Source organism: Hymenobacter artigasi (genome assembly GCF_012275535.1).
GTDB lineage: Bacteria > Bacteroidota > Bacteroidia > Cytophagales > Hymenobacteraceae > Hymenobacter > Hymenobacter artigasi.
Genome location: NZ_JAAVTK010000016.1, coordinates 1 through 19,262, shown reverse-complemented (window position 1 = coordinate 19,262; position 19,262 = coordinate 1). Strand labels below are relative to the sequence as shown.

General features: G+C 60.9%; 28 protein-coding genes. 11 read left to right on the top strand and 17 right to left on the bottom strand.

Features of this window, described 5'->3' with window-relative positions; genetic code table 11:
* Positions 1–49: 49 nt before the first annotated feature.
* The 6 genes from HBN54_RS19760 to HBN54_RS19735 all read right to left on the bottom strand — a co-directional run bounded on the left by HBN54_RS19760 (position 50) and on the right by HBN54_RS19735 (position 2,978).
* On the bottom strand, positions 50–781 hold the full coding sequence (locus HBN54_RS19760) for a hypothetical protein (RefSeq protein WP_235955616.1): 732 nt from the start codon (positions 779–781) through the stop codon (positions 50–52).
* A 64-nt stretch (positions 782–845) separates the two neighbouring features.
* Positions 846–1,160: a DUF3846 domain-containing protein gene (locus HBN54_RS19755; RefSeq protein ID WP_168674960.1), complete on the bottom strand. Its 315-nt coding sequence runs from the start codon at positions 1,158–1,160 to the stop codon at positions 846–848.
* A gap of 69 nt (positions 1,161–1,229) precedes the next feature.
* Entirely contained in the window at positions 1,230–1,436 is a 207-nt protein-coding gene (locus HBN54_RS19750; protein WP_168674959.1) for a hypothetical protein, read from the bottom strand.
* A gap of 51 nt (positions 1,437–1,487) precedes the next feature.
* Positions 1,488–1,883: a hypothetical protein gene (locus tag HBN54_RS19745; RefSeq protein WP_168674958.1), complete on the bottom strand. Its 396-nt coding sequence runs from the start codon at positions 1,881–1,883 to the stop codon at positions 1,488–1,490.
* Positions 1,876–2,196, bottom strand: coding sequence for a hypothetical protein (locus HBN54_RS19740; RefSeq protein WP_168674957.1), 321 nt, complete (start codon positions 2,194–2,196; stop codon positions 1,876–1,878). Before HBN54_RS19740 ends, HBN54_RS19745 begins: the two co-directional genes overlap by 8 nt.
* 512 nt (positions 2,197–2,708) lie before the next feature.
* On the bottom strand, positions 2,709–2,978 hold the full coding sequence (locus HBN54_RS19735) for a hypothetical protein (RefSeq protein WP_168674956.1): 270 nt from the start codon (positions 2,976–2,978) through the stop codon (positions 2,709–2,711).
* A 222-nt stretch (positions 2,979–3,200) separates the two neighbouring features.
* On the opposite strand from HBN54_RS19735, the gene HBN54_RS19730 reads away from it, so the two are divergent.
* Together HBN54_RS19730 and HBN54_RS19725 are read left to right on the top strand one after the other, a co-directional pair.
* Positions 3,201–3,536, top strand: coding sequence for a hypothetical protein (locus HBN54_RS19730; protein ID WP_168674955.1), 336 nt, complete (start codon positions 3,201–3,203; stop codon positions 3,534–3,536).
* The gene (locus tag HBN54_RS19725; RefSeq protein ID WP_168674954.1) at positions 3,523–3,984 is read left to right on the top strand and encodes a M15 family metallopeptidase; all 462 of its coding nucleotides are present in this window, start codon (positions 3,523–3,525) and stop codon (positions 3,982–3,984) included. The genes HBN54_RS19730 and HBN54_RS19725 overlap by 14 nt, the downstream gene beginning before the upstream one ends.
* Positions 3,985–4,039: 55 nt before the next feature.
* On the opposite strand, the gene HBN54_RS19720 is transcribed toward HBN54_RS19725, so the two are convergent.
* Positions 4,040–4,819: a nucleotidyl transferase AbiEii/AbiGii toxin family protein gene (locus HBN54_RS19720; protein ID WP_168674953.1), complete on the bottom strand. Its 780-nt coding sequence runs from the start codon at positions 4,817–4,819 to the stop codon at positions 4,040–4,042.
* On the bottom strand, positions 4,812–5,435 hold the full coding sequence (locus tag HBN54_RS19715) for a type IV toxin-antitoxin system AbiEi family antitoxin domain-containing protein (protein ID WP_168674952.1): 624 nt from the start codon (positions 5,433–5,435) through the stop codon (positions 4,812–4,814). Before HBN54_RS19715 ends, HBN54_RS19720 begins: the two co-directional genes overlap by 8 nt.
* 370 nt (positions 5,436–5,805) lie before the next feature.
* Between HBN54_RS19715 and HBN54_RS19710 the strand changes: the two genes are divergently transcribed.
* Together HBN54_RS19710 and HBN54_RS19705 are read left to right on the top strand one after the other, a co-directional pair.
* Positions 5,806–6,519 (top strand): HNH endonuclease, encoded by a 714-nt coding sequence (locus tag HBN54_RS19710; RefSeq protein WP_168674951.1) that lies wholly within the window; start codon positions 5,806–5,808, stop codon positions 6,517–6,519.
* Between the two features lie 14 nt (positions 6,520–6,533).
* Positions 6,534–7,469: an HNH endonuclease gene (locus HBN54_RS19705; RefSeq protein WP_168674950.1), complete on the top strand. Its 936-nt coding sequence runs from the start codon at positions 6,534–6,536 to the stop codon at positions 7,467–7,469.
* Positions 7,470–7,506: 37 nt separating this feature from the next.
* On the opposite strand, the gene HBN54_RS19700 is transcribed toward HBN54_RS19705, so the two are convergent.
* Together HBN54_RS19700 and HBN54_RS24150 are read right to left on the bottom strand one after the other, a co-directional pair.
* Positions 7,507–8,157 (bottom strand): hypothetical protein, encoded by a 651-nt coding sequence (locus tag HBN54_RS19700; RefSeq protein WP_168674949.1) that lies wholly within the window; start codon positions 8,155–8,157, stop codon positions 7,507–7,509.
* Between the two features lie 117 nt (positions 8,158–8,274).
* On the bottom strand, positions 8,275–8,511 hold the full coding sequence (locus HBN54_RS24150; protein ID WP_382214602.1) for a DnaB-like helicase C-terminal domain-containing protein: 237 nt from the start codon (positions 8,509–8,511) through the stop codon (positions 8,275–8,277).
* 193 nt (positions 8,512–8,704) lie between these two features.
* Here HBN54_RS24150 and tssD point away from each other — a divergent pair, with 193 nt between their 5' ends.
* On the top strand, positions 8,705–9,835 hold the full coding sequence (gene tssD, locus HBN54_RS19690) for a type VI secretion system tube protein TssD (protein WP_168674947.1): 1,131 nt from the start codon (positions 8,705–8,707) through the stop codon (positions 9,833–9,835).
* A 5-nt stretch (positions 9,836–9,840) separates the two neighbouring features.
* A complete protein-coding gene (locus HBN54_RS19685; protein ID WP_168674946.1) occupies positions 9,841–10,368 on the top strand; it encodes an SMI1/KNR4 family protein in 528 nt (175 codons plus the stop codon).
* A 248-nt stretch (positions 10,369–10,616) separates the two neighbouring features.
* Here HBN54_RS19685 and HBN54_RS19680 read toward each other — a convergent pair whose 3' ends face one another.
* The 7 genes from HBN54_RS19680 to HBN54_RS19650 all read right to left on the bottom strand — a co-directional run bounded on the left by HBN54_RS19680 (position 10,617) and on the right by HBN54_RS19650 (position 14,888).
* Positions 10,617–10,802 (bottom strand): DUF3606 domain-containing protein, encoded by a 186-nt coding sequence (locus HBN54_RS19680; protein ID WP_168674945.1) that lies wholly within the window; start codon positions 10,800–10,802, stop codon positions 10,617–10,619.
* 63 nt (positions 10,803–10,865) lie between these two features.
* On the bottom strand, positions 10,866–12,338 hold the full coding sequence (gene dnaB, locus HBN54_RS19675) for a replicative DNA helicase (RefSeq protein WP_168674944.1): 1,473 nt from the start codon (positions 12,336–12,338) through the stop codon (positions 10,866–10,868).
* Positions 12,339–12,350: 12 nt separating this feature from the next.
* Complete coding sequence (locus HBN54_RS19670) at positions 12,351–13,202, bottom strand: hypothetical protein (protein WP_168674943.1); 852 nt, start codon at positions 13,200–13,202, stop codon at positions 12,351–12,353.
* Entirely contained in the window at positions 13,199–13,786 is a 588-nt protein-coding gene (locus HBN54_RS19665; RefSeq protein ID WP_168674942.1) for a hypothetical protein, read from the bottom strand. The genes HBN54_RS19670 and HBN54_RS19665 overlap by 4 nt, the downstream gene beginning before the upstream one ends.
* Positions 13,787–13,851: 65 nt before the next feature.
* Complete coding sequence (locus HBN54_RS19660) at positions 13,852–14,247, bottom strand: hypothetical protein (protein WP_168674941.1); 396 nt, start codon at positions 14,245–14,247, stop codon at positions 13,852–13,854.
* Positions 14,244–14,636 carry a hypothetical protein gene (locus HBN54_RS19655; protein ID WP_168674940.1) on the bottom strand — a complete coding sequence of 131 codons (393 nt, stop codon included), beginning with the start codon at positions 14,634–14,636 and terminating at the stop codon, positions 14,244–14,246. The genes HBN54_RS19660 and HBN54_RS19655 overlap by 4 nt, the downstream gene beginning before the upstream one ends.
* A 27-nt stretch (positions 14,637–14,663) precedes the next feature.
* Positions 14,664–14,888, bottom strand: a complete 225-nt coding sequence (locus tag HBN54_RS19650) for a helix-turn-helix domain-containing protein (protein WP_168674939.1) — start codon at positions 14,886–14,888, stop codon at positions 14,664–14,666.
* A gap of 73 nt (positions 14,889–14,961) precedes the next feature.
* Between HBN54_RS19650 and HBN54_RS19645 the strand changes: the two genes are divergently transcribed.
* The 5 genes from HBN54_RS19645 (at position 14,962) to HBN54_RS19625 (ending at position 19,169) form a co-directional block, all read left to right on the top strand.
* Positions 14,962–15,711, top strand: coding sequence for an XRE family transcriptional regulator (locus tag HBN54_RS19645; RefSeq protein WP_168674938.1), 750 nt, complete (start codon positions 14,962–14,964; stop codon positions 15,709–15,711).
* 128 nt (positions 15,712–15,839) lie between these two features.
* Complete coding sequence (locus HBN54_RS19640) at positions 15,840–16,058, top strand: helix-turn-helix transcriptional regulator (RefSeq protein WP_168675010.1); 219 nt, start codon at positions 15,840–15,842, stop codon at positions 16,056–16,058.
* 3 nt (positions 16,059–16,061) lie between these two features.
* Complete coding sequence (locus HBN54_RS19635; protein WP_168674937.1) at positions 16,062–16,394, top strand: HipA N-terminal domain-containing protein; 333 nt, start codon at positions 16,062–16,064, stop codon at positions 16,392–16,394.
* Positions 16,391–17,341 (top strand): HipA domain-containing protein, encoded by a 951-nt coding sequence (locus HBN54_RS19630; RefSeq protein WP_168674936.1) that lies wholly within the window; start codon positions 16,391–16,393, stop codon positions 17,339–17,341. The genes HBN54_RS19635 and HBN54_RS19630 overlap by 4 nt, the downstream gene beginning before the upstream one ends.
* 487 nt (positions 17,342–17,828) lie before the next feature.
* Positions 17,829–19,169, top strand: a complete 1,341-nt coding sequence (locus HBN54_RS19625; RefSeq protein ID WP_168674935.1) for a DUF2254 domain-containing protein — start codon at positions 17,829–17,831, stop codon at positions 19,167–19,169.
* The last annotated feature ends 93 nt before the right edge of the window (positions 19,170–19,262 follow it).

Here is a 19,262-nt window from a genome sequence, read left to right as displayed (position 1 = left end):
AGTGAGTAGCCAAGTGGCCCCCACGGCTGGCACCGTGAGGGCCGGGGCATTATGCGGCCAGCAGCAGAGCAACGGGCTCGGCGGCGGCCGGTTCCGGGCTTTGCGGGTCGTCCTCGACGGGCACGGTATAGCCGTGCTGGATGCGCATATCGGCGGCACCGGTGTAGGTCTCAGCGCGCCAGATGGGGAAGTCGCGGGCGAAGTCGCGGCGGGCAGCTACCTCGGCCGCGTCGGCGGCTTCGTAGCTGAATTGGGCGATGTAGTAGGTGGCCGTCTTGCCGTCTTTGGTCGTCTGCTTCTTCTCGGCGGTGACTTTTACCATCACGTCGGCGAGGGTCAGGTCGTCGTAAAACAGCGGCTCGATGAGGCGGTATAGGTTTTCGACGCTGTAGCCGTGGAAGAGCACGGCGCAAATGGCGCCCTTGTCGTCGGCAAAAAACAGCTCGGCCCACAGCTTGCGGCCCATGTTCAGGATGTCGTCCTGAAACACGCGCCAAGCTAGCGGAATGAAGGAGAGCGAGTTGCCGAGTGGCGTGATGCCGCCGATGTTGAACTGGCCGGCTTTGGCATCGAAACGCACCTGGCGCGGGTGGCCGGGCAGGTAGCGGAAGCGTGATACCTGCACGACTTCGCCCGTGGACTCGTCGGCCTTCTCGATGAGGTAAGCCGGCGCGGCCGTAGTGGGCTTGCTGAGCGTGAGCACGGGAGCCTCAGGGGCGGTGGTGGGGGCGGCAACGGCTTCGGTGGCAGCGCTGCGCTGAGCTTTTACTTTGGTGGACATAACGAGAAATGGTTGGGAATGAAAAAGGTGGGGCCTGTTGGCGGCCGGCCCCGTTGCCGATTTGTTAGCGGAATTGCTTGTCGTGGCACAGGATGGCGCGGCCGACAATGGAATCGACGCCACGGGCGGCGGGCTGGTGCTGGTGCCATAGGTGGGTGGCCAGCAGATTGAGGTAGGCCGGGTTGCGGAACTTGCCTTCTTCGTCGACGATTAAAATCAGCTCGGGCGTGAGGCGTATCACCTCTACCGTTTGGCAATCGAGCAGCTGGTATAGTTCAGCCAGCTTGAAGCTGCGGCCGTTTTTTGGGTTGACGGGTTGGGGCTCGGCGCTGTGCGGGTCGAGCAATTGGGGCTGGTAAGGAGTGGCTGTTTTGGCCATGATGGGGCGGTTTTGTGGGGCCGCCCGACTTGGCGGCCCCTGGTTAGAGAATTGATTTTTGCTAGGTGGCTAGTAGCCTTCGACCTCGAACATCATCTGTTCGTACTCGCCATCGTCCCACCCTTGCTGCTCTTGCTCGTGGTGGTAATAGGCTTGGCGTTCCCACTCTTCGCGGGCGGAGGCTTCTTGCTCGTAGAAAGCGGCCTGGACTTCATCAGCGGCCATTTCATCGCCGCTCAGGCCGTTTAATTCGGCCTCAGTTGGTTCGTAATCCATGAAATGAAGGGGTATAAGGGGCCCGCCCCACAGCTGGCGCGGGCCGGATGGCTAGAAACGCGGGTACTTGGCGCGGGCAGCCTGCAAGGCAGCGCCCGCCGGGCTGGCGTGGTAGGCAGCCGCAGCTGCGGCGTAAGTGGCCTGCGCCTCGCGGCAGCGCAGAATGGCGGCGCGTAGCTGGGCAAAACGACCAGGCCGGGAGCCGTACACCTCGCGCAGCGCGTACTTGGCGGCGCGGGCATCAAACAGGGCGGAATGAGCACGGGCCAGCGCGGCGGTGGCGGCCACGGAAACCGGCGAAATGGGAGCCGGCGCGGGCTGGGGGGCAACCTGGGGGCGGGGCGGAAACATAGCCTCCAGGCGGGCAAGGGTGACGCGCAAGGCCGCTAGCTTGCTAGCAGCCGCGCCCACGATGGGCGCGGCTGGGGCAATGGCGACACTAGGCATGAGCGGGGACGCCGGCAAAATCATCCTCGGCCTTGATAACCTGCCACACGGCCGCGAAGGCAAAACCGGGGTGCGCGGCGCGCATGGCGCGGAAGGCCAGGCGCAGCGCCTCAAACGGGCAGGGCGAAGAGCCGGCGAAGCCGCCCGAGGGCTGGCACTCCGGCCGCTGGGCTAGGCTGAGCATGACGTGCCAGCTGGTGCCGCCCTTGCCATAGGTGGCGGCGGACTGTGAAATGTAGATGCCCGAGAACGAGCAAAGGGCGGGGCCTTTCCAGGCGGCAGCGGCGAGCTGCAAAAGTTGGTTGGGTTGCATGGCTGTAGATGTTAGCCGTGGGTGCCCCGCGCCGTAGGCCTCCGGGTAGGGCGGGCGTCCGGGCCTATCCCGGACTACATACTAAAGATACGAAATAATGTAACATGTTGTTACGTTTGGTAATAAAATATATGACAAATATTAGCCTGCATGACCAGGCGGCCGACCTTATAAAGTGCAATAAATTGGAGCGCCCGCGCCTTGCTTTGAAAACCTAAATGCCTTTTAGCCGGGGTTTGGGGCGGCAGCGTCCAATGGATGCTCGGCGAAGCCGGCCTTATGAGGCGGTAGTGGCCGACCAACGGGAGGCTGCGGAAGCCGAGGAAGATGACCGGGCGTCAGCCGGGGTATGATGGCGGGGGCTTGGGGTGCTCCCCAATGGGAACCTCCGCGAAGCGGGCCTTGCTTCTGCCTGCGTGGCCTGAACGCAAACTTTGCTGGCGGTCGGCAGGCGTTTTAGCCCGCGGCCTGCACCTAATCCGGGGAGGCGGACGCGCGGTGTGGGGCCGGTTTTAGGCCCGGCACGGCGGGGCCGTGGTGCGGTGGGTGGGCGTTAGGGCTGTGTCTGTGGCCTCAAATGCGGCTTTTGTGGCGGTGCGGTGGGAAGAGGGCCGGGGCAGCGTGGAGCGGAGGAGCGGACGCCGCGTAGTGGGGTTTTGGGCGGAGGTACGGAGCCCAAAACACTGCGGAGCAAGGTAGCGACGGAGCAAAACGACGACCGGGGCCGGGGTGTGGGTTTGGTGGGGACGGACGTGCGGCACGTCCTGAAAGGCGGGCGGCATGGCCGGCGGCGGGTTGGCGGAGCGTCTGGGTAGCGTCGGTGGTAGCTGGGTGAATCATTGGTATCCGGGCGGTGCTGGCCGCAGCAGGGATAGGAGCCAAGCTGACCAACGGGAGGCTGCCCGCAGGGCCGGAGCGAAGCGGAGTGGCGGATAGCCCGGCCCGGAGGGGCTGCCCTGAAAATGCAAACAACTGGAATTGATAGTCAATAACTATGTTGCAAAATGTTACGTAAATTTGTAACATACTTTGTGTTTGTAACCAATCTCATCATCATGTTTAGTAGCACGAAAACCGGGCACCTTGCGCACATCCTCGCAACGGCCCTTGTGGGTCAGGTGGCCAGCAATGAACTTACGCCACCGGACCCCGACAAAATTGAGAACTATGGGCACCTAATCATTCAGGCGCTCGTGGCTATCGTCACCATTTGGGCGACGGTTCGGAAGGCGCTGCAGAGACCCGAAAACGTGGTGAGGGCCCCGGTGGTGGGGGTGGTGGCAGCGCCAGTGGCATCAGTTGCGGATTCTACTAGCGCGGGAACTGATGTCACCGAATAGGGCCGTAAGTGGGGTGGGGCGGGCGGCGGCGCAGCTGAGTGGCGTTCAGCTGAAAGTGCAGGCGGCCCGGCTGGGGCAGGCGGTGCCGAGCCTGGCGGCGGCTTATGAGCAGGCGTTGGCGCGGTGGCTGGGGGACCCGGTGTTGCGGCTGGCCGGGCGGCCGATTATTACAGAGTGCTACCGGAGCCCGGAGCGGCAGGACGAATTGTATAAGCAGGGGCGCAGCAAGCCGGGGCCGGTGGTGACGTATAAGCGGGGCGGCGAATCGAAGCACAACACGCTGCCGGCGCCGGCACTGGATGTGGCTTTTCTGCTGCCGGATGGGGAGGTGTCGTGGTCGGGGCTGCTTCTGAGCAAGTTTGCGCGGCTAATGAAGGCGGCCGATGCGCGGGTGCATTGGGGCGGCGACTGGCCAGGATTTAAGGACCGGCCGCATTTTGAGGTGTGAAATGAAACGAGCGGGCCAGATGGTCCGCTCGTTCTGGTTTCAAGGGTAGCCAGCTTCAGCTTAGCACCTGCTGGATGTATTGGGGGAACATGGTGACGAGGCGGTCTTCGCGGGGATTGAAGAGAAAGGGGCGCACGTCGTCGGCCATGGCCTGCATGTCGAGCGTTTGGCAGTGGGCCAGCAGCTGGGCTTTGAGGTCGGCGGGGGTTTCGATGCCGCGCTTCTGGGTGAGGTAGGCGTAGTTGGGCGTGACCTGGCGGCCGAGCAGGAATACGGCGTCGTAGAAGTCGCGGCCCTTGTTGCGGACGCGGTTGAGGATGGCGTAGAACTTCTGGGCCAGGAGCAGGTCGGGGGGCGTGGTTTGGATTTGGGTGAAGACGTCGAAGCGGTTGAGCAGGTAGGGTACCGGTTCGAAAGTGAAGTGCTGGGGTTCGGTATCGAGCTGGATGAGGATGCGCTCTTCGCGGTGACCACTCAGGCCTTCCTTGAATAGCAACTCGGGGAAACGAACGTGGCAGTGGTAGGCATCCTTGAGCACCATCTTCATTTCGACTTCGTAGCCTTCCAACTCCATGCCGCGGGCCACGATGTTGGCCAACTCGCCGAACTCGGCGGCGGTGACGCCGGTGTTGTCGAAATCAAGGTCTTCGGAAAAGCGGTTGTTGCCGTGGACGATGCGCAAGCAGGTGCCGCCGAGGAAGAAAAAGCGGTCGGCCAGCGGGCTATCGTAGATGAGTTGGAGCAGCTTGTGCTGGAGGTATTCGCGCAGGATGAAGCGGCTGAAGGGCTGGAGCGCGACCGGGTACTGGGCCTGAATCTGGGCGAGGCTAAGCATGGACCGGGAGGAGGGAAAGTAGCGCTTCAATGCGCTGGTTGAGGCGCTGCTGGGCGAACAGGGTTTGGTAGTCGGCGAGGCGGGCGGGGTTGAGTTTGTCGCGCAGCACGTCGGTATTGAGGCGCAGACCAGCGAAGTCGTCGGCGGTGCGCACCTCCGGATGTAGGTAGCAGTAATCGAGCAGAGCCTTTTCGAGGTCGGCCATGAGCACGGGCCGGTTGCCGGCCGGGCGCAACACTTCATATCCGAAGTACAAGCGGGGCAGCAGGTGCTGGTAGCGGAACGTGCCGATGGGCGTGTGGTACTCCTGGGTTTTGCGGGGGCTCACGGAGGTGAGCGTGTACACGCCTTCGGGAATGAGGCCGTGGTAGGAAAAGGCCGTTTCCAGGGAGAGGTAGGCGGGCTGGTAGATGCGGTTGGCGGTGAACCAGAGTAGGGCCTCGTCAACGGGCGTTTCGGTGAAGCGGTACCAGCGGTTGACGATGCGCTGCAGATAGCCGCGGGCCTGCCATTCGACCAGGCGGCGCTTGTCGAAATCGGGGAAAGCCTGGCGGAGCTCGTGGCTGGAAACGAGGCCCTGGGCGGCGAAGCGGGAACGGACGGCGAGGTAGTTCATTTCTAAAAGTTGTTAAAGATAACATCTTTTAGAAATGAACCGTCAGGAGGACTTACTATTTGGGTGTAGTCGGCATAAGGTGGTAGTATTGTAGCAGGAATATTTTTTACCACCAGCTATTGCAGTCTATCCTTTGAGTTCCCTGGCATCATACCTGGTTCGGCTTACCAAGTTAAGGTTGTACGTACACCCTGAAACGAAGCTGGAGGCACCCTACAAGCCGGCATTGCTGCTGGCGGTGCTCGAAGGTATAGAAGAGGGTACGATACGCGATAACTGCATCTTCATAACGCCAGAGTTGATTACAGGCTTCAAAGCGTACTGCCAGCTACTAAGTCTGGGACCGGAATACGGGGCTAGTCCGTTCCAGATGCCGTTTTTCCATTTGCGGAGTGATAAGTTCTGGCACCTGCACGCCCGGCCGGGACAGGAGTTGGTGTTGACTTCCTCCAAATCGGTGCGCAGCTTCGGGCATCTGCGGGATGTAATTGACTTTGCTTCTTTAGATGCGACGCTGTGGGAACTGCTGTTGCAGCCAGTAGCCCGCGAAGAAATCAGGCAGGCGCTGCTGGTGCGCTACTTCCCACTCACTCGGAACTACTTCCGGCCGCGGGCTGGCCTGGAGCGGCTGGACGAGTTGGGCCGGCAGATGCTGGAGGAGCCGGCGGCCGTGTATAATCGTGCGGTTGAGGTGGCCGATGAAACAGCCCTGGCGGAGCGCAGTGGGGTATTTGTACGGGAAGTGCTGCGGGCGTACCAGTCGACGTGCGCGGTATCTGGGCTGCAGCTGGTGAGCACCACGGGGGCGGCGCCGCTGCTGGATGCCTGCCACATTGTGCCCTGGTCGGTGAGCCGCGATGACACGATTGGAAACGGGCTGGCATTATGCCCGAACCTGCACCGTGCCTTTGACCGGCACTTGTTCTGGATTGATGAAGATTACCGGGTGCGCGTGGCCGAGGGGTTCGGGGAGTTGGGTGGGCATGAGTACGGCGTGCAGCGGTTCAATGGGCAGCCGCTGCGGTTGCCGAAGGCGCGTGCGTGGTGGCCGCGGGTAGAGAACCTGGCGGCGCAGCGGAGGTAGTTACTTTTGAAAACATGAAATACTACCTGGGAGCAACAGACTGGCGTTGGTACAACTATTTGAGCAGTCGCGCACCAGAAGATGTGAACTTCTGGCGGCCCGGCGGCCAAACGGCCTTCCGTGCCTTGAACCCGGGCGGGCCGTTCCTCTTCAAACTCAAGAAGCCCTATCATGCCATTGGCGGCATTGGTTTTTTTGCTGCGCAGAGTCAGTTGCCGCTGTCGTTGGCTTGGGACACCTTTCAAACGCGTAATGGCTTTGACACATTGGAGGAGTTCCGCCACACTATTCAGCGTTACCGTGCGGATACGGAGCGTAATCCGGCCATCGGGTGCATTGCCTTAACCAATCCTATATTTTTCAGCAAACAGGACTGGATTCCTGTGCCTGCAGATTGGAGCGACAGCATTGTACAAGGCAAAACCTACGACACGCACGACAGCATTGGGGCGATGCTTTGGCAACAAATCGAATCGACTGTGTCTCGGTATCTGGTCGATGCGCCGAGGGCTGATAGCACTGCTTTTCGTGTTGCTGAAGACGCGCCACAGTACGGCAACTCAATATTGAGAAAGGTTCGCATTGGCCAGGGCGCTTTCCGCTTGTCTGTGACTGATGCTTACACGAAGCGTTGTGCTATCACCGGGGAGAAGACGCTACCGGTGCTGGAAGCGGCTCACATCAAACCATACGCAGAGGCCGGACCGAACCATATATCCAATGGTTTGCTTCTGCGCTCGGATATGCATAAGCTGTTCGATGATGGATATATCACCGTCACCCCAAACTTTGTAATTGAAGTCAGCTCCCGAATCAGGGAGGAGTTTAACAACGGGCGAGAATACTATCAATACCATGGCAAGCAACTGGCTAACCTGCCCAGGCTGCTTGATGAGAAGCCCGCACGACACCATCTGGACTACCATAACTCCGTAATTTATCGGGGATGAACGTTAAGCATGCCTAGTTAAAGCGGCACCGTAGCACTTAGCAATGTTGGGAAGCAGGAATTAGAATGGGGTAATTAGCCTCAAACACGGCGCGGGCGAAGCCGGCGGGCGTGGCGGAGCGCAGGTTGGCGCGGTTCTTTGAGTCGGGGAGGTTGTGCATTTTGGAGCCGAGGATGGGCACTACGGACTTGTGCTCTGGTAGCTGAAAGCCGCCGCCCGTCCATAAGCAGGTGCGCTTGGTGTAGGCTTCGCTGAGCTGGCGTTCGGCGGGCAGGTAGCCGGCGTAGTCGCAGGGGTCGAAACGGAAGTCTGGGGGGCGCCAATAGGTGCTGACGGTGCTTACCGGGTTTTCGATGAAGTAGGGGCACTGACACCAGGCGGCGAGGCGAGCGGACCACTCGAACAGCTGCAGGGCCTTGATGACGCTGCCGAGGCCTTTGCGTCGGAAGTGGGCGCGGCCGGAAATAGCGGTATCGGTGCAGGGTGGGAAAAAGGCGGCGAAGGCCACGGGGCCGTAAGGCGGCAGCCACTCGCGCACGTCGGTGCCAACGCGGATGATGTTGCCCTCGCGAGTTTCGCCGGGTGGGTGCTGCAGGTCGACGCAGTAGCAGAGGTAGCCGGCGTCGGCCCATGGCTGCACGAGCGTGGTGGTGAGGTCGAAGCAACTGATGACGATGGGGGAAGGCATGAAGACGATGGAAATATTTGTCGGAATTGATTCCTGAAAACTTGCGCCAAAATGTTGATTTAGCGGGTATTGGATTTCGGAATGGGTATCGGAATTTCTGCTGCTCTCGTGCGGTATTTAGAAGCTGGCGGGCATTGCTGTCAGGTCCAGAAAAGTGCCGCGGCGGAGGTTGCAGGCAGCTACTACCTCGTCGATGGCGCCGTTGCGGTGTTTGGCCATGTCGAACAGGATGGTATCGGCGGTGGGGGTGCCGTCCTCGTACTCGGAGATGTTGTAGTATTCACCGCGCCAGAGGAAAACGATGCAGTCGGCATCCTGCTCCAGGCTGCCGGACTCGCGTAGGTCTGAGAGCATAGGGCGTTTCTCGCCGCCGCGCTTCTCCACGTCGGGGAGAGCTGAGAGATGGGGATGACTGCGCGTTTGGCTAACTGGCCATTTTACGGATGCACGGACGGCATTGTGAACAAGGGGATGATGCAGCGGCTCGTTGGTTTTGCGAACAGGACTTAGCTTTACCAACCTTTCCACCTTTCTTTTACTACCCCCGATGGCTTCTTTCTCGGCCGAACTGCACGTAGCAGGATTCCGGTTTCCCATTCTGCACTGCCACTACGGCGTGCATCAGGCGACGCACCAGCGTGGCCGGGTGAGCACGAAAGTGCGCCACGAGCCGGTGCATCTGACGTTGAGCGTTCCCGACGAGGAGGCGCTGCTGGCCTGGGCCGCCGAGGCGCAGAAGCGGCAGGCGGCGGCCGTAGTGTTTCGGGATGCGAGCGGGGGCTCGCCGGTGGAAACGCTGGCGCTGGGCGCGGCATACTGCGTGAGCTACCAGGAAGAGTTTGTGAGCGGCGACGTGAACAACGGGGCCTATGTATGTCATCTGGTATTGTCGGACCCGGACGGATTCACGATTCAGGCCGGCGGACCGGCCACGGCGTTTGTGGCCCCGGCGGCGCGGGAGCATGGCGTGCCGGGAGCGGCCCTGTTGGGGGTGGCTATCGGGGGAGCGGCATCAGCGGTGGCCGTTAATCCGGACATTCCATCTCACTTACCCGCCCCGGTGCCGGTACCTTCACCCAATCATCAGCAGCTGCACCTGACGGCAACGGAGTGGCAGACGCTTGTAAAGGACCGGTGGGACGGTTCTAAAGAGGCCAAAAATAAGCGGTTCCTGGCGCAGCATCGCAGTACGGAGTTTCATATTGCGGGCGACCCATTCATCTATCGTACCGACGCAACGGGTAAAATGGAGGCTGTATACGATGCTCAGAAGAGTTATAACGTGACAGGCTCCAAAAACGGGTTGATGGGCATTCCTCTCACGCTCAACGGTGAGCCTACTTATGCCGGTACTCCGCACATGTTCCCGGTAACAGGCAATCAGAAAAACGTGGTCCAAATCAAAATGGCAGGCACCCGGCCCGGTGATTTTACCAGGGCCAATAAAGAAGCTGGTCTAACTGATTTGGTAAAGTCGCAGGGGCTCAAACCAAACAAACCACCCAAAGGCTATACCTGGCATCACCGCGATGATTTTGAACCTAAATCACCACCCAATCCTCCTTACGGCACATGCACAATGGAATTGGTCAAGACACAAGCGCATAAAGATACTTTCGTGCATTTCGGGTCTTGCGACCAATGCAACCAGCATTTTGCCCAACCCCTTTACGTGTAGCCACAATGGAACCTAACCCTTTTATCGGCACTGAACAGCCGGCTACTTTGACCGATATTCAAGCTATTGAATCAGCGTACGGATTTACGCTGCCTGATGATTACAAAGCGCATATTCTACAGCATAATGGCGGCTGGCCTACCCGCACCGTGTTTGTGCAGCAGATGGAAGATGGGCGGCGAGTTGAGCGTGATATCAGCAGCTTTGATGCGGTCAAGTACGGTGAAACCACTTTGGAAAGCAGTATACGTTCGTTGCGCAGCGAATTTCATGATGACCTGGTTCCATTTGCCAACGAGGGCGGCGGCGATGTATTCGTGCTGAGCGTTGGGCCAGAGGATTATGGCAGCGTGTATTACATCGCACACGAATTTTATGTGCCTCCGTTTTCGGATGACGATTACGACGAGGAAACCGATACTGTAAAACCATTGCCGCCGCGTCAATATGGCAAAGGAGTCCACTTTCTTGTTCCCTCCTTTACAGCATTTCTCGATGGGTTGGTTGAAGGCACCTCCTATGATGATGAATAGCCAGGTACCCCAACTGTTGATTTGACTGTCATAAGCGTCGGGGAAATTAGTTGCAGCATTAGTATTTCACAGTCTATATTTGGGGAGTGGTTGACGTGGGGTAGACACGGCAACCGCTCCTGAAAAGCCCCCATCAGCAATGACTGGGGGCTTTTCTATGCCCTCATGCTGAAGTTGGATGAGCCCATTAACGAAAGAGGCGGCCCTTGATTGGGCCGCCTCTTTCGTTATGGTCTGTGGCAGTTTATTTATCTGGCCGACTTGCTGAGGTGCTGTTCTACATTAGTCGCCATGACACCGACGGCGGCAACGGCGGCTTTAAGTTGGTCGGCGGTGCAGTTGAAGCGCTTGGTCCAGTAGCGTAGCTCGTGGGCTTCGTGGACGTTGACACGGGCGCGGTCGGCGGGGCCGCGGTCATCTAAGTTATCGGACATGAGGGTTGGGGTTTATGAATGAAATGAAACGGGAAATAGCATTAGCGGTTGTGTGGGTAGCAGCTAGTTAGGCGGCTTGTCGTTGAATTGAGAGCTGGGTAGGTGGTGGAAGCCGCCGCGTTCGCCGGCCTGCGCGGTGCTGAGGTCGGAGAAGAGGCCGCGGCGGAGGTTGCAGGCGGCTATCACTTCGTCGGTGGCGCCGTTGCGATGTTTGGCCATGTCGAACAGGATGGTATCGGCGGTGGACGTGCCGTCCTCGTATTCACCGATGCTGTAGTATTCGCCGCGCCAGAGGAAGACGATGCAGTCGGCATCCTGCTCCAGGCTGCCGGACTCGCGCAGGTCGGAGAGCATGGGGCGCTTCTCGCCGCCGCGCTTCTCCACGTCGCGGGAGAGTTGGGAGAGGGCGATGACGGGGGCGTTGAGCTCCTTGGCCAGTTCTTTCAGGCCGCGGCTGATACTACCTACTTCCTGTTCACGGTTGCCTTTGGTGTCGCCGCGCATGAGTTGGATGTAGTCGACCAGGACCAGGCTCAGCGGGTGCTGGGCATGGAGGCGGGCGCACTTGGCGCGCAGTTGCTGGATGCTCAGGCCGGGCGTATCGTCAATGTGCAGCTGGTGGCCGAGGGTGCGCAGGCGCTGGGCTTGATGGCGGATGTGGGCCACCTGCTCCAGGCCACCGGGGAGGTTGCCACGGCGCAAGTCGGAATTGGAATAGCCGGGTACCTCGCTGGCCACCATCCGCTGCATGAGTTGCAGGGTGGGCATTTCGAGGCTGAAAACGGCGGTGTGGTGGCCGTGGTCGAGGGCGGCGGTGCGGGCAAAGTGGAGCAGGGCGGCGGTCTTGCCCATGGCGGGCCGGGCGGCGAGGATAACCAGGTCGCCGGGCTGCCAGCCCCCGGTAAGTCCGTCGAGTTGGGTGAGGCCGGTGGGGACGCCGGTCAGGCCGCGCTGCTGCACGGCCTGGGCCAGGCGGTCGAACGTGGGGTCGAAAGCGGCGGCGGCGGTTTGGCCGGGGCGGGTTTCGAGGGTTCGGTTGAGGCTGGTGAGGTGAGTTTGGGCGGTGGCCAGCAGTTCCAGCGGGTCGCGGGTGTCGTCGTAGCCGTGGGCGGTGAGCTCGGTGCCGGTGCGGATGACGACGCGGCGGGCATGCTGCTCCTGCAGGATGCGGCAGTGGGTATCGAAGTGCGCGGCGGAGTTGATGCGCATGGTCAGCTGGGCCACGAAGGCGGGGCCGCCGATGCGCTGCAGGGTGCCCCGGTGGCGCAACTGCTGCACGACGGTGAGCTGGTCGGCGTGGTCGCCGCGCTGCACTAGGTCGCGGATGGCCAGGTAGACCTGCTGGTGGGCGGCGGAGTAGAACACTTCCTCGGTGGGCAGGGTGACGAGCAGGGTGCGCTGGGCGTCGGCTTCGAGGAGGGCCGCGCCGAGGACGGCGGCTTCCAGTTCCAGGGCCTGCGGGGGCAGCTGGCCGGTGGTGGGCGCGGAAATGCCGGGGCGGCGAGTGGAATAGGGTTTGGGGCGGTCTTCGGACATGACGGGTTGGGGTTAGCTCCAGCGGGCTGGGTCGGTGGATTTGGGGGCGGTGCGGGCGCGGGCCGGGGCTGGTGGGCCGGTACCGGTGCGGCCGGCGGCCGTGGCCTGAAACTGCGGGCGGCGGCGCATCCAGTTGCGGAAGGAGGCGCGCCAGTCGGCCATCAGGGTTTTGCCGCTGACGCGCCAGCCGTTGCTTTCGTAGTGGTCGTGGAAGGTGGCGGCCTCGGCTTGGGCGTCGGCGCTGTCGGGGTAATGCGCGGCGGCGTAGTCCTGGACCTCGGCCAGCATGGGCGGCACGTTCTTGCGTTTCGCCTCACCCCCGACCCCTCTCCGGTGGAGAGGGGACCCTGATGAATGTTCTTCTGGCTCTGACTTTTCACCGTCGGGCGCGGGCGGGGCGGCGTCAGCCGCCTCTCCCTCTATTACCGAAGTTGTAATTGAAGATGAAAATGAAGGGGTTGGAATTTGCTTAACCCGGGTGGTTGCTTTTTGCTTGGGCTTTTGGTTAAGCAAATTGGGGTTACCGCCCTTTTTACCCGCTTCCGTGCGTATCCGACGCAGGTTCTCATCTTTGACCATGCGGCGGCAGAACAGTGCGCCGTCCGACTCGCGGCGGCTGGCGACGCCGTAGGTTAGTAGGGTGGTTAGAATTTGGTTGGCCGTTTGGTTATCCAAACCGAGGCGGCGGGCGATGACGGCGTCGGGCATGGGCTGGCCGTTGACGAGGAGCACGCCGCGCTCGTCGCTGTCGTGCATCATCAACAGCAACTCGAACCAGGCGCCGCGCTGGGCGAGGTCGAGGGCCTGGACGCCCTGGTCCTTGTGCCAGTCGCCGGGGTAGAATTGGATAGCCGGGAGTTTCATGCGCGCGTTGGCGTGGGCACAAATGGGATGATGGTGGTAGTGGCCTCTTCGAAGAGGTCGAGCTGGCGGTAGTCGGTGCATTTGCCGCGGAGGGCAGCTTCCACCTCCGTGAGGGCCGTGGCCAGGGTGGTTTCGAGCAGGCCGGTGCAGGGGTAGCTGCCGTGCTCGTCGTCGAACGACTGGTAGGGCGTGGTCAGGTTGAGCACCCGGCCGCCGGTGAGCTCGCGCTGGCCAATGAGGGTAACGCCGCTTTGGTGGCGGCCCATGGAGAAGCCGGTGACGGTGAAAGGTTCGAATAGCGCGGGCAATTCCTCGGACTCGTCGGGCCAGAAGTCGGGCGTCTCGGTCAGCTGCTCGGCCAACAGGCAGAGGTGCGGTACCAGGCGGCTGAGGGCATGCGTGAGGTCGGGGTGAATCTGCTCGGCACAGGTGAGGGCAAAAGCGCGGGGCGGGGCATCATCGGTGCGCTGCTCGGTGAATTCGCAGGTGAGGTGCTGGTCTTTGAGCTTGACCTTTTGGATGGTGATGATGGATGTAGTGGCCTCCGGACTATCCGGGCCGACGATGGGGAGTAGCTGGGACATTGGGGAATGGGGAATTGAGCCGCCTGTAGTGGCAGCGGATGAGTCTGCTATTTTCAAGTAGCGGGTTAGGAAGGGCGGAAGGGAGACGGCCGGCCGCGTTTCACCCGGGGGGCGGGGGCAGTGGCAGGCGTGGCATCGGTGCGGTTGCGGCGCTGCCAATCGTGGATTTGGGACAGCATCACCCGGTCGCCGCGGCTGGATTCGCCCGTGACGTAGTGCAGGCGGCGCGGATGGTGCTCTGGCAGGCGCATGTAGTCGCGTAGGGTTTCCGGGTGCAGGTCGAGTAGCTCGGCGGTGCGGGGCACGGAATAGGCCGGGTCGGGCGTGGGGGCGGTTTCGAGCTGGCGGCGGGCCTCGGCAGCACAGGCTTTTTCCAGCGACTCGCGCACCCACGTATGGTCGTCGGGCAGGCGCACGGTGATGTGCAGGCCGTCGGCGGTGGTGGTGGTTAGCTCGGTCATGGCTGGGGGGGCGTGGGACGCTCAGGGAAGAAGCATTTGCCCTTGTGGTACACGGGGGCGATGCCGGAAGCCTGACGGTAGGCAATGATGAGCTGCAGCTGCGTGAGCACCTGGGTGGTGGTATTAGCGTCGAACTCATAGCGACACAGCTCTACCCACACGGCTTCGCGGTGGGTGAGGTAGGGGCTGTCGATGGCCTCGCCCAAATCGTAGCCCTGGGCGTATGTTGGGCGGGAGGCTTTGGCGCTGAAGTCCTTTTTTGGGCAGGCCCGGATGGCGGCTTCCAGGGCTGCCGTGGCGGCGCGGGGCTCTTCGAGCAGATAGGGAGTTGACGGTAAGGGGCGTCGAATGTAATTGGCTACCTGGTCGGCTTTGATTAGAAGCATCATGGGCTAGGGTATTTAGAAATGAGTGAGTTATTGATTGAGGAGGTTGAGGTCGTGCAGCACGGCCTGGCTGCCGGTTTCCTTGATGAGGCGGATGGCCTCGGCCACGGCGGGGTGCGCCGGCCGGGCCTTTTGTAAGGCCTTAGAAACGGCCGCGTGGGACAGTTTCAGCGAACGGGCGATGTCCGATATGGCACCGTGCGGGAGTAACATCCGCAGGTCCTTCGGCGTAGGGGAGGTTTCAAGTGGTTGCATTTGGTCGAATATTTGTTACCTTTGAAAGCAATATGACGCTCAAATGTAGGTAAAAGTTACCAAAAGTTGCAAAATGAAAGCTATCGACCGAAAAAAACTTAGTGAAGTGACGCCCCTGCCGTCGTTGACAATGAGCGAGCGGCTGAAAGTGGTGCGTCAATCCCGCGACATGACCCAACAGGAGATGGCCGACCTGATAGGTACCTCGCGCCCCTCTATTGCGCAGTTGGAAGCGGGCCGCCATCAGCCGAGCAATGAGGCATTGGAAACCATTGTAGCCAAGCTGGGCATCAGCCGTAACTGGCTGTGGTTTGGCAGCGGCCCAATGGAGGAGTTCAGCCCGTTGGGGGGTAATGTGAAGGTGCTCGCCGGCCTGGAAGAAGGCGACCATTTGGACATCGAGTTCGTTGGCTGCAAAGTGCGCGGCAGCTTTCTCGACCTAATGGACGACGGCGGGGAAGTGAGCCAATTCGAGAGTCTGGAAATCGTGCGCATCTACGACCCGACCCCGGAGATGCGCAAGCCGGGCACGAAGGGCTTTGAGATTGACGGCGACTCGATGGAGCCGCAGCTGCGCTCCGGCATGAAAGTGGTGGGCGTTCGTGTGCCGCTGTCTGATGTGAAGTATGTCACCAGTGGGGTCTACGTGGTGGCCTTTGGCAACCAGCTGACCATAAAGCGGGTGAAGAGCAACGACATTCTGGAGCGGGGTATTCTGGTGCTGCATGCCGACAACCCCAACGCCGGCAGCCTGCCTGTGGCCGGTGAGGACATCCGCTTTATGTGGAAGGTGGTGCGGATTTTCTACGCGGACGTTATTTAAGGACGTGCCTGTTGTGAGAAATATTATACCCTATTGGGTATAATTACGCCTGCATGTACTATATTTATACCCGTTCGGGTGTAATATCCTTTATACGTTTGTTAATTATACCTGTTCGGGTATTCATCATGCTTGACCCACTGGCCACTTTTGTAAAACAGCGGCGCCGTCAGCTGCAGCTTTCTCAGCCTGACCTGGCGGCCAAGGCGGGAGTGGGCCTGCGGTTTGTGCGCGATTTGGAACAGGGAAAAGGCACGCTGCGACTGGATAAGGTCAACGCCGTGCTGCAGCTGTTTGGCCATGAAGTGGGGCCGGTGCCCGTGATGGTTTTACCCGAACTGAAATAAGTTATGCGCCAAGCGGAAGTACATATGCACGACCAGGTAGCGGGCCATCTGAGGCAGGATGAGCAGGGCTATACATTTGCCTACACGCCAGAATACCTCTCATTGGCTGCTGCGGAACCGGTGAGCCTAACGCTGCCGCTGCGCGAGCAGCCCTACGTGGAGCGGGTGTTGTTTCCCTTCTTCGACGGGTTGATTCCCGAAGGGTGGCTGCTGGACGTGGCCGAGCGCAACTGGAAGCTCAACGTCCGCGACCGGATGGGGCTGTTGCTGGCCTGCTGCCGGGACTGCATCGGTGCCGTGAGCATCCACCCACTTCCTAACGCTGACGACGCATGAGCCGCTGCCTGTACTGCTACCAGCTGCTGGCAGATGGCCAGCTGGATTACCACCCGGCCTGCAGCCGCAAGCTGTTTGGGCGGGTAGCGCCGCCGGCCTTCCCCTACTCGGAAGCGCAGATGTTGGGTTTGGCGGAGAAAATTGTGAGCCAGCACATGACGGTAACGGGCGTGCAGCCCAAGCTGTCGTTGTCGCTGGTGCCAGGTAGCGCCACTGATGGGCCCGCTCGCCTTACCATCGTGGGGGCTCTGGGCGGGGAATACATTCTGAAGCCGCCGACCCCGCGCTACCCCCACCTGCCGGAAGTTGAAGATGTTACCATGCACCTGGCCGAGGTGGCCCGCATTGCCACCGTGCCGCACGGCCTGCTGCGGCTGCAGGATGGGGCGCTGGCCTACGTGACGCGGCGCATTGACCGGCGCAAGGGGCAGAAGCTGCACATGGAAGACATGTGCCAGCTGACCGAACGACTGACCGAAAACAAATACGACGGCTCGCACGAGCAGATAGCCAAAGCCCTGCGCACCTATTCGGCCAACCCCGGCCTGGACGTGGTGAATTTCTACGAGCTGGTGCTGTTCAGCTTCCTGACCGGCAACGCTGATATGCACCTGAAAAACTTCTCGCTACTGCACAAGCCGGGCCAGGGCTACGGGCTGGCCCCGGCCTACGACCTGGTGGCCACGGCGCTGGTGAATCCGGCCGACCAAGAGGAGTTGGCACTGACGCTGAACGGCAAAAAGAAGAAGCTGCGACAGGAGGATTTCCGCGCGGCGGGCCAGCGGGCCGGCGTGGATGAGAAGGTGATGACGGGGCTGTTTAACAAATTTACCCGCGCCCGCCCGTCCTGGGAGAAGCTGCTGGCGGAAAGCTTTCTACCGCCGGAGCTAAAAGAGGCGTATGTGTCGCTGCTGCAACGTAAATTTGAACAGCTGGGCTTAGTGTAGGTAGCGAGGAAGAGTTGAAGCCGGGAATTCGGTAGAAATAGGACTTTTTATAAAATTGCATTTATCAGGGAGCGAAGCGGGAACACAAAACCGGGACACAACCTGATTCCGGGACATAAACCGGGACAAAATCGACCTAAAAACCGCGTTTTTGACTGCGTTAGGGCATACGGCGGTCTCAGGAGGGAGCGCTAAAGCCCGCTAATAGACTGTAACCAGTTTGTTAGCGGGCTTTTTCTTTGCTCAGGTCACACCTATTGACTTCACGCCAAACCCAGGCCCGTGAAGGCGATGCCGAGGCGTATATATCTCCTAATTCTGTGCGAAACTCCAGACCGGAAAACACACTATTACTGCTTGGGACTATACATCCAGCCAATTGGGCGCGCCAGGTTTGATAGTAATTCAGGTGTCTGAGGTCGGCAACACCGCGCCGCCGGCCCCGCCCGCACAACCGTAAGGCCGGGGAGGCAGTAAACCGGGGCATATGAATAAACTGAAAGCCTTGTGGCTGAAGCTGGATTCCAGCCTCTGGTTTGTGCCGACGATGATGGTCGTGGCCTCGCTGTTTGCCGCGTACTGGCTGGTAGTGCTCGACGTATATATTGGGGCGAAGTGGACGTCGCGGTTTCCACTGCTGTTTGGGGCGGGGGCCGATGGTGCGCGCGGCATGCTTTCGGCCATTGCCGGCTCCATGATTACGGTGGCGGGCCTCACCTTCTCGCTCACGCTGGCCACGCTGGCCCAGGTGGCCAGCCAGTATACCTCACGCCTGCTGCGCAATTTCATGCGTGACCGCACCAACCAGGTGGTAATGGGCTTTTTTGTGAGCATTTTCGTGTATTGTCTGGTGGTGCTGCGCACCATTCGTGGGGGCGACGAAGGCTCGTTTGTGCCGCCCCTGGCCGTGGCCTTCGGGCTGGTGCTGGCCTTGGTGAGCATCGGCATGCTAATTTTCTTTATCCATCATATTGCCACCTCCATTCAAGCGGCCAACATTGTGGCGGGCGTGGCGGCCGAAACCGAGAAGCTGCTCGACAAAGTGTTTCCGGCCCGGCTGGGCGAGCCCGCTACCCCCATCGAGCGCGCCGAACTGGCCGCCGGCCCGGACCTGCGCTGGCAGCTGGTGCCGGCCCCGGTCACGGGCTACATTCAGGGAGTGGATTATGATGCACTGCTGGCTTTTGCCGAGCAGGCCAATGTAGTGGTGCGCATGGAGCAGGCCATTGGCAGCTTTATGGTGAAGGGCGCGCCGCTGGTAGCGGTAGCCAGCCCCGATGGCCACGCCTTGCCCCCGGCCGATGAGCTCGCCGCCAGCCTGGACGACAGCTACCGCTTCGGCGACCAGCGCACCCTCGACCAGGACGTGGGCTTTGGCCTGCGCCAGCTGGTGGATATTGCCATGAAAGCACTTTCCCCGGGCATCAACGATACCACCACGGCGGTGATGTGCGTGGACCGGCTGGGTGCGCTGCTGCGGCTGCTGGCCAATCGGCAGCTCGCCAGCCCGCTGCGGGCGGCGGAAGGGCAGGTGCGCGTGCTAACCATGGGGCCCGACTTTGCCGGTTACCTGGGTACGGCTTTCGACCAGATTCGCACCAACGCGGCGAACGCGCTGGCTATCTACTTGCGCCAGCTGGTGGCGCTGCGCACCATCGCGGCCGAATGCCACGCAACGGCCAGCCGTGCTGCCCTGCGCCAGCAGGCCGACCTCACACTGGCAGCGGCCGAAGCCACCCTCACCACCAGCTACGACCTCGACCAGGTACGGGCCGACTACCGGGAGCTGCGCGACGATTTGATGGGGTTGTCGGAGGTGGTAGCTTAGAGGGTGTTAGGGAATTAGGCGGGAGCTAATCGATTGAGACACATGGTCAAGTTGGCAATAAGCAGCCAAGCTTCATGGGAGCGGGGGGTAAAT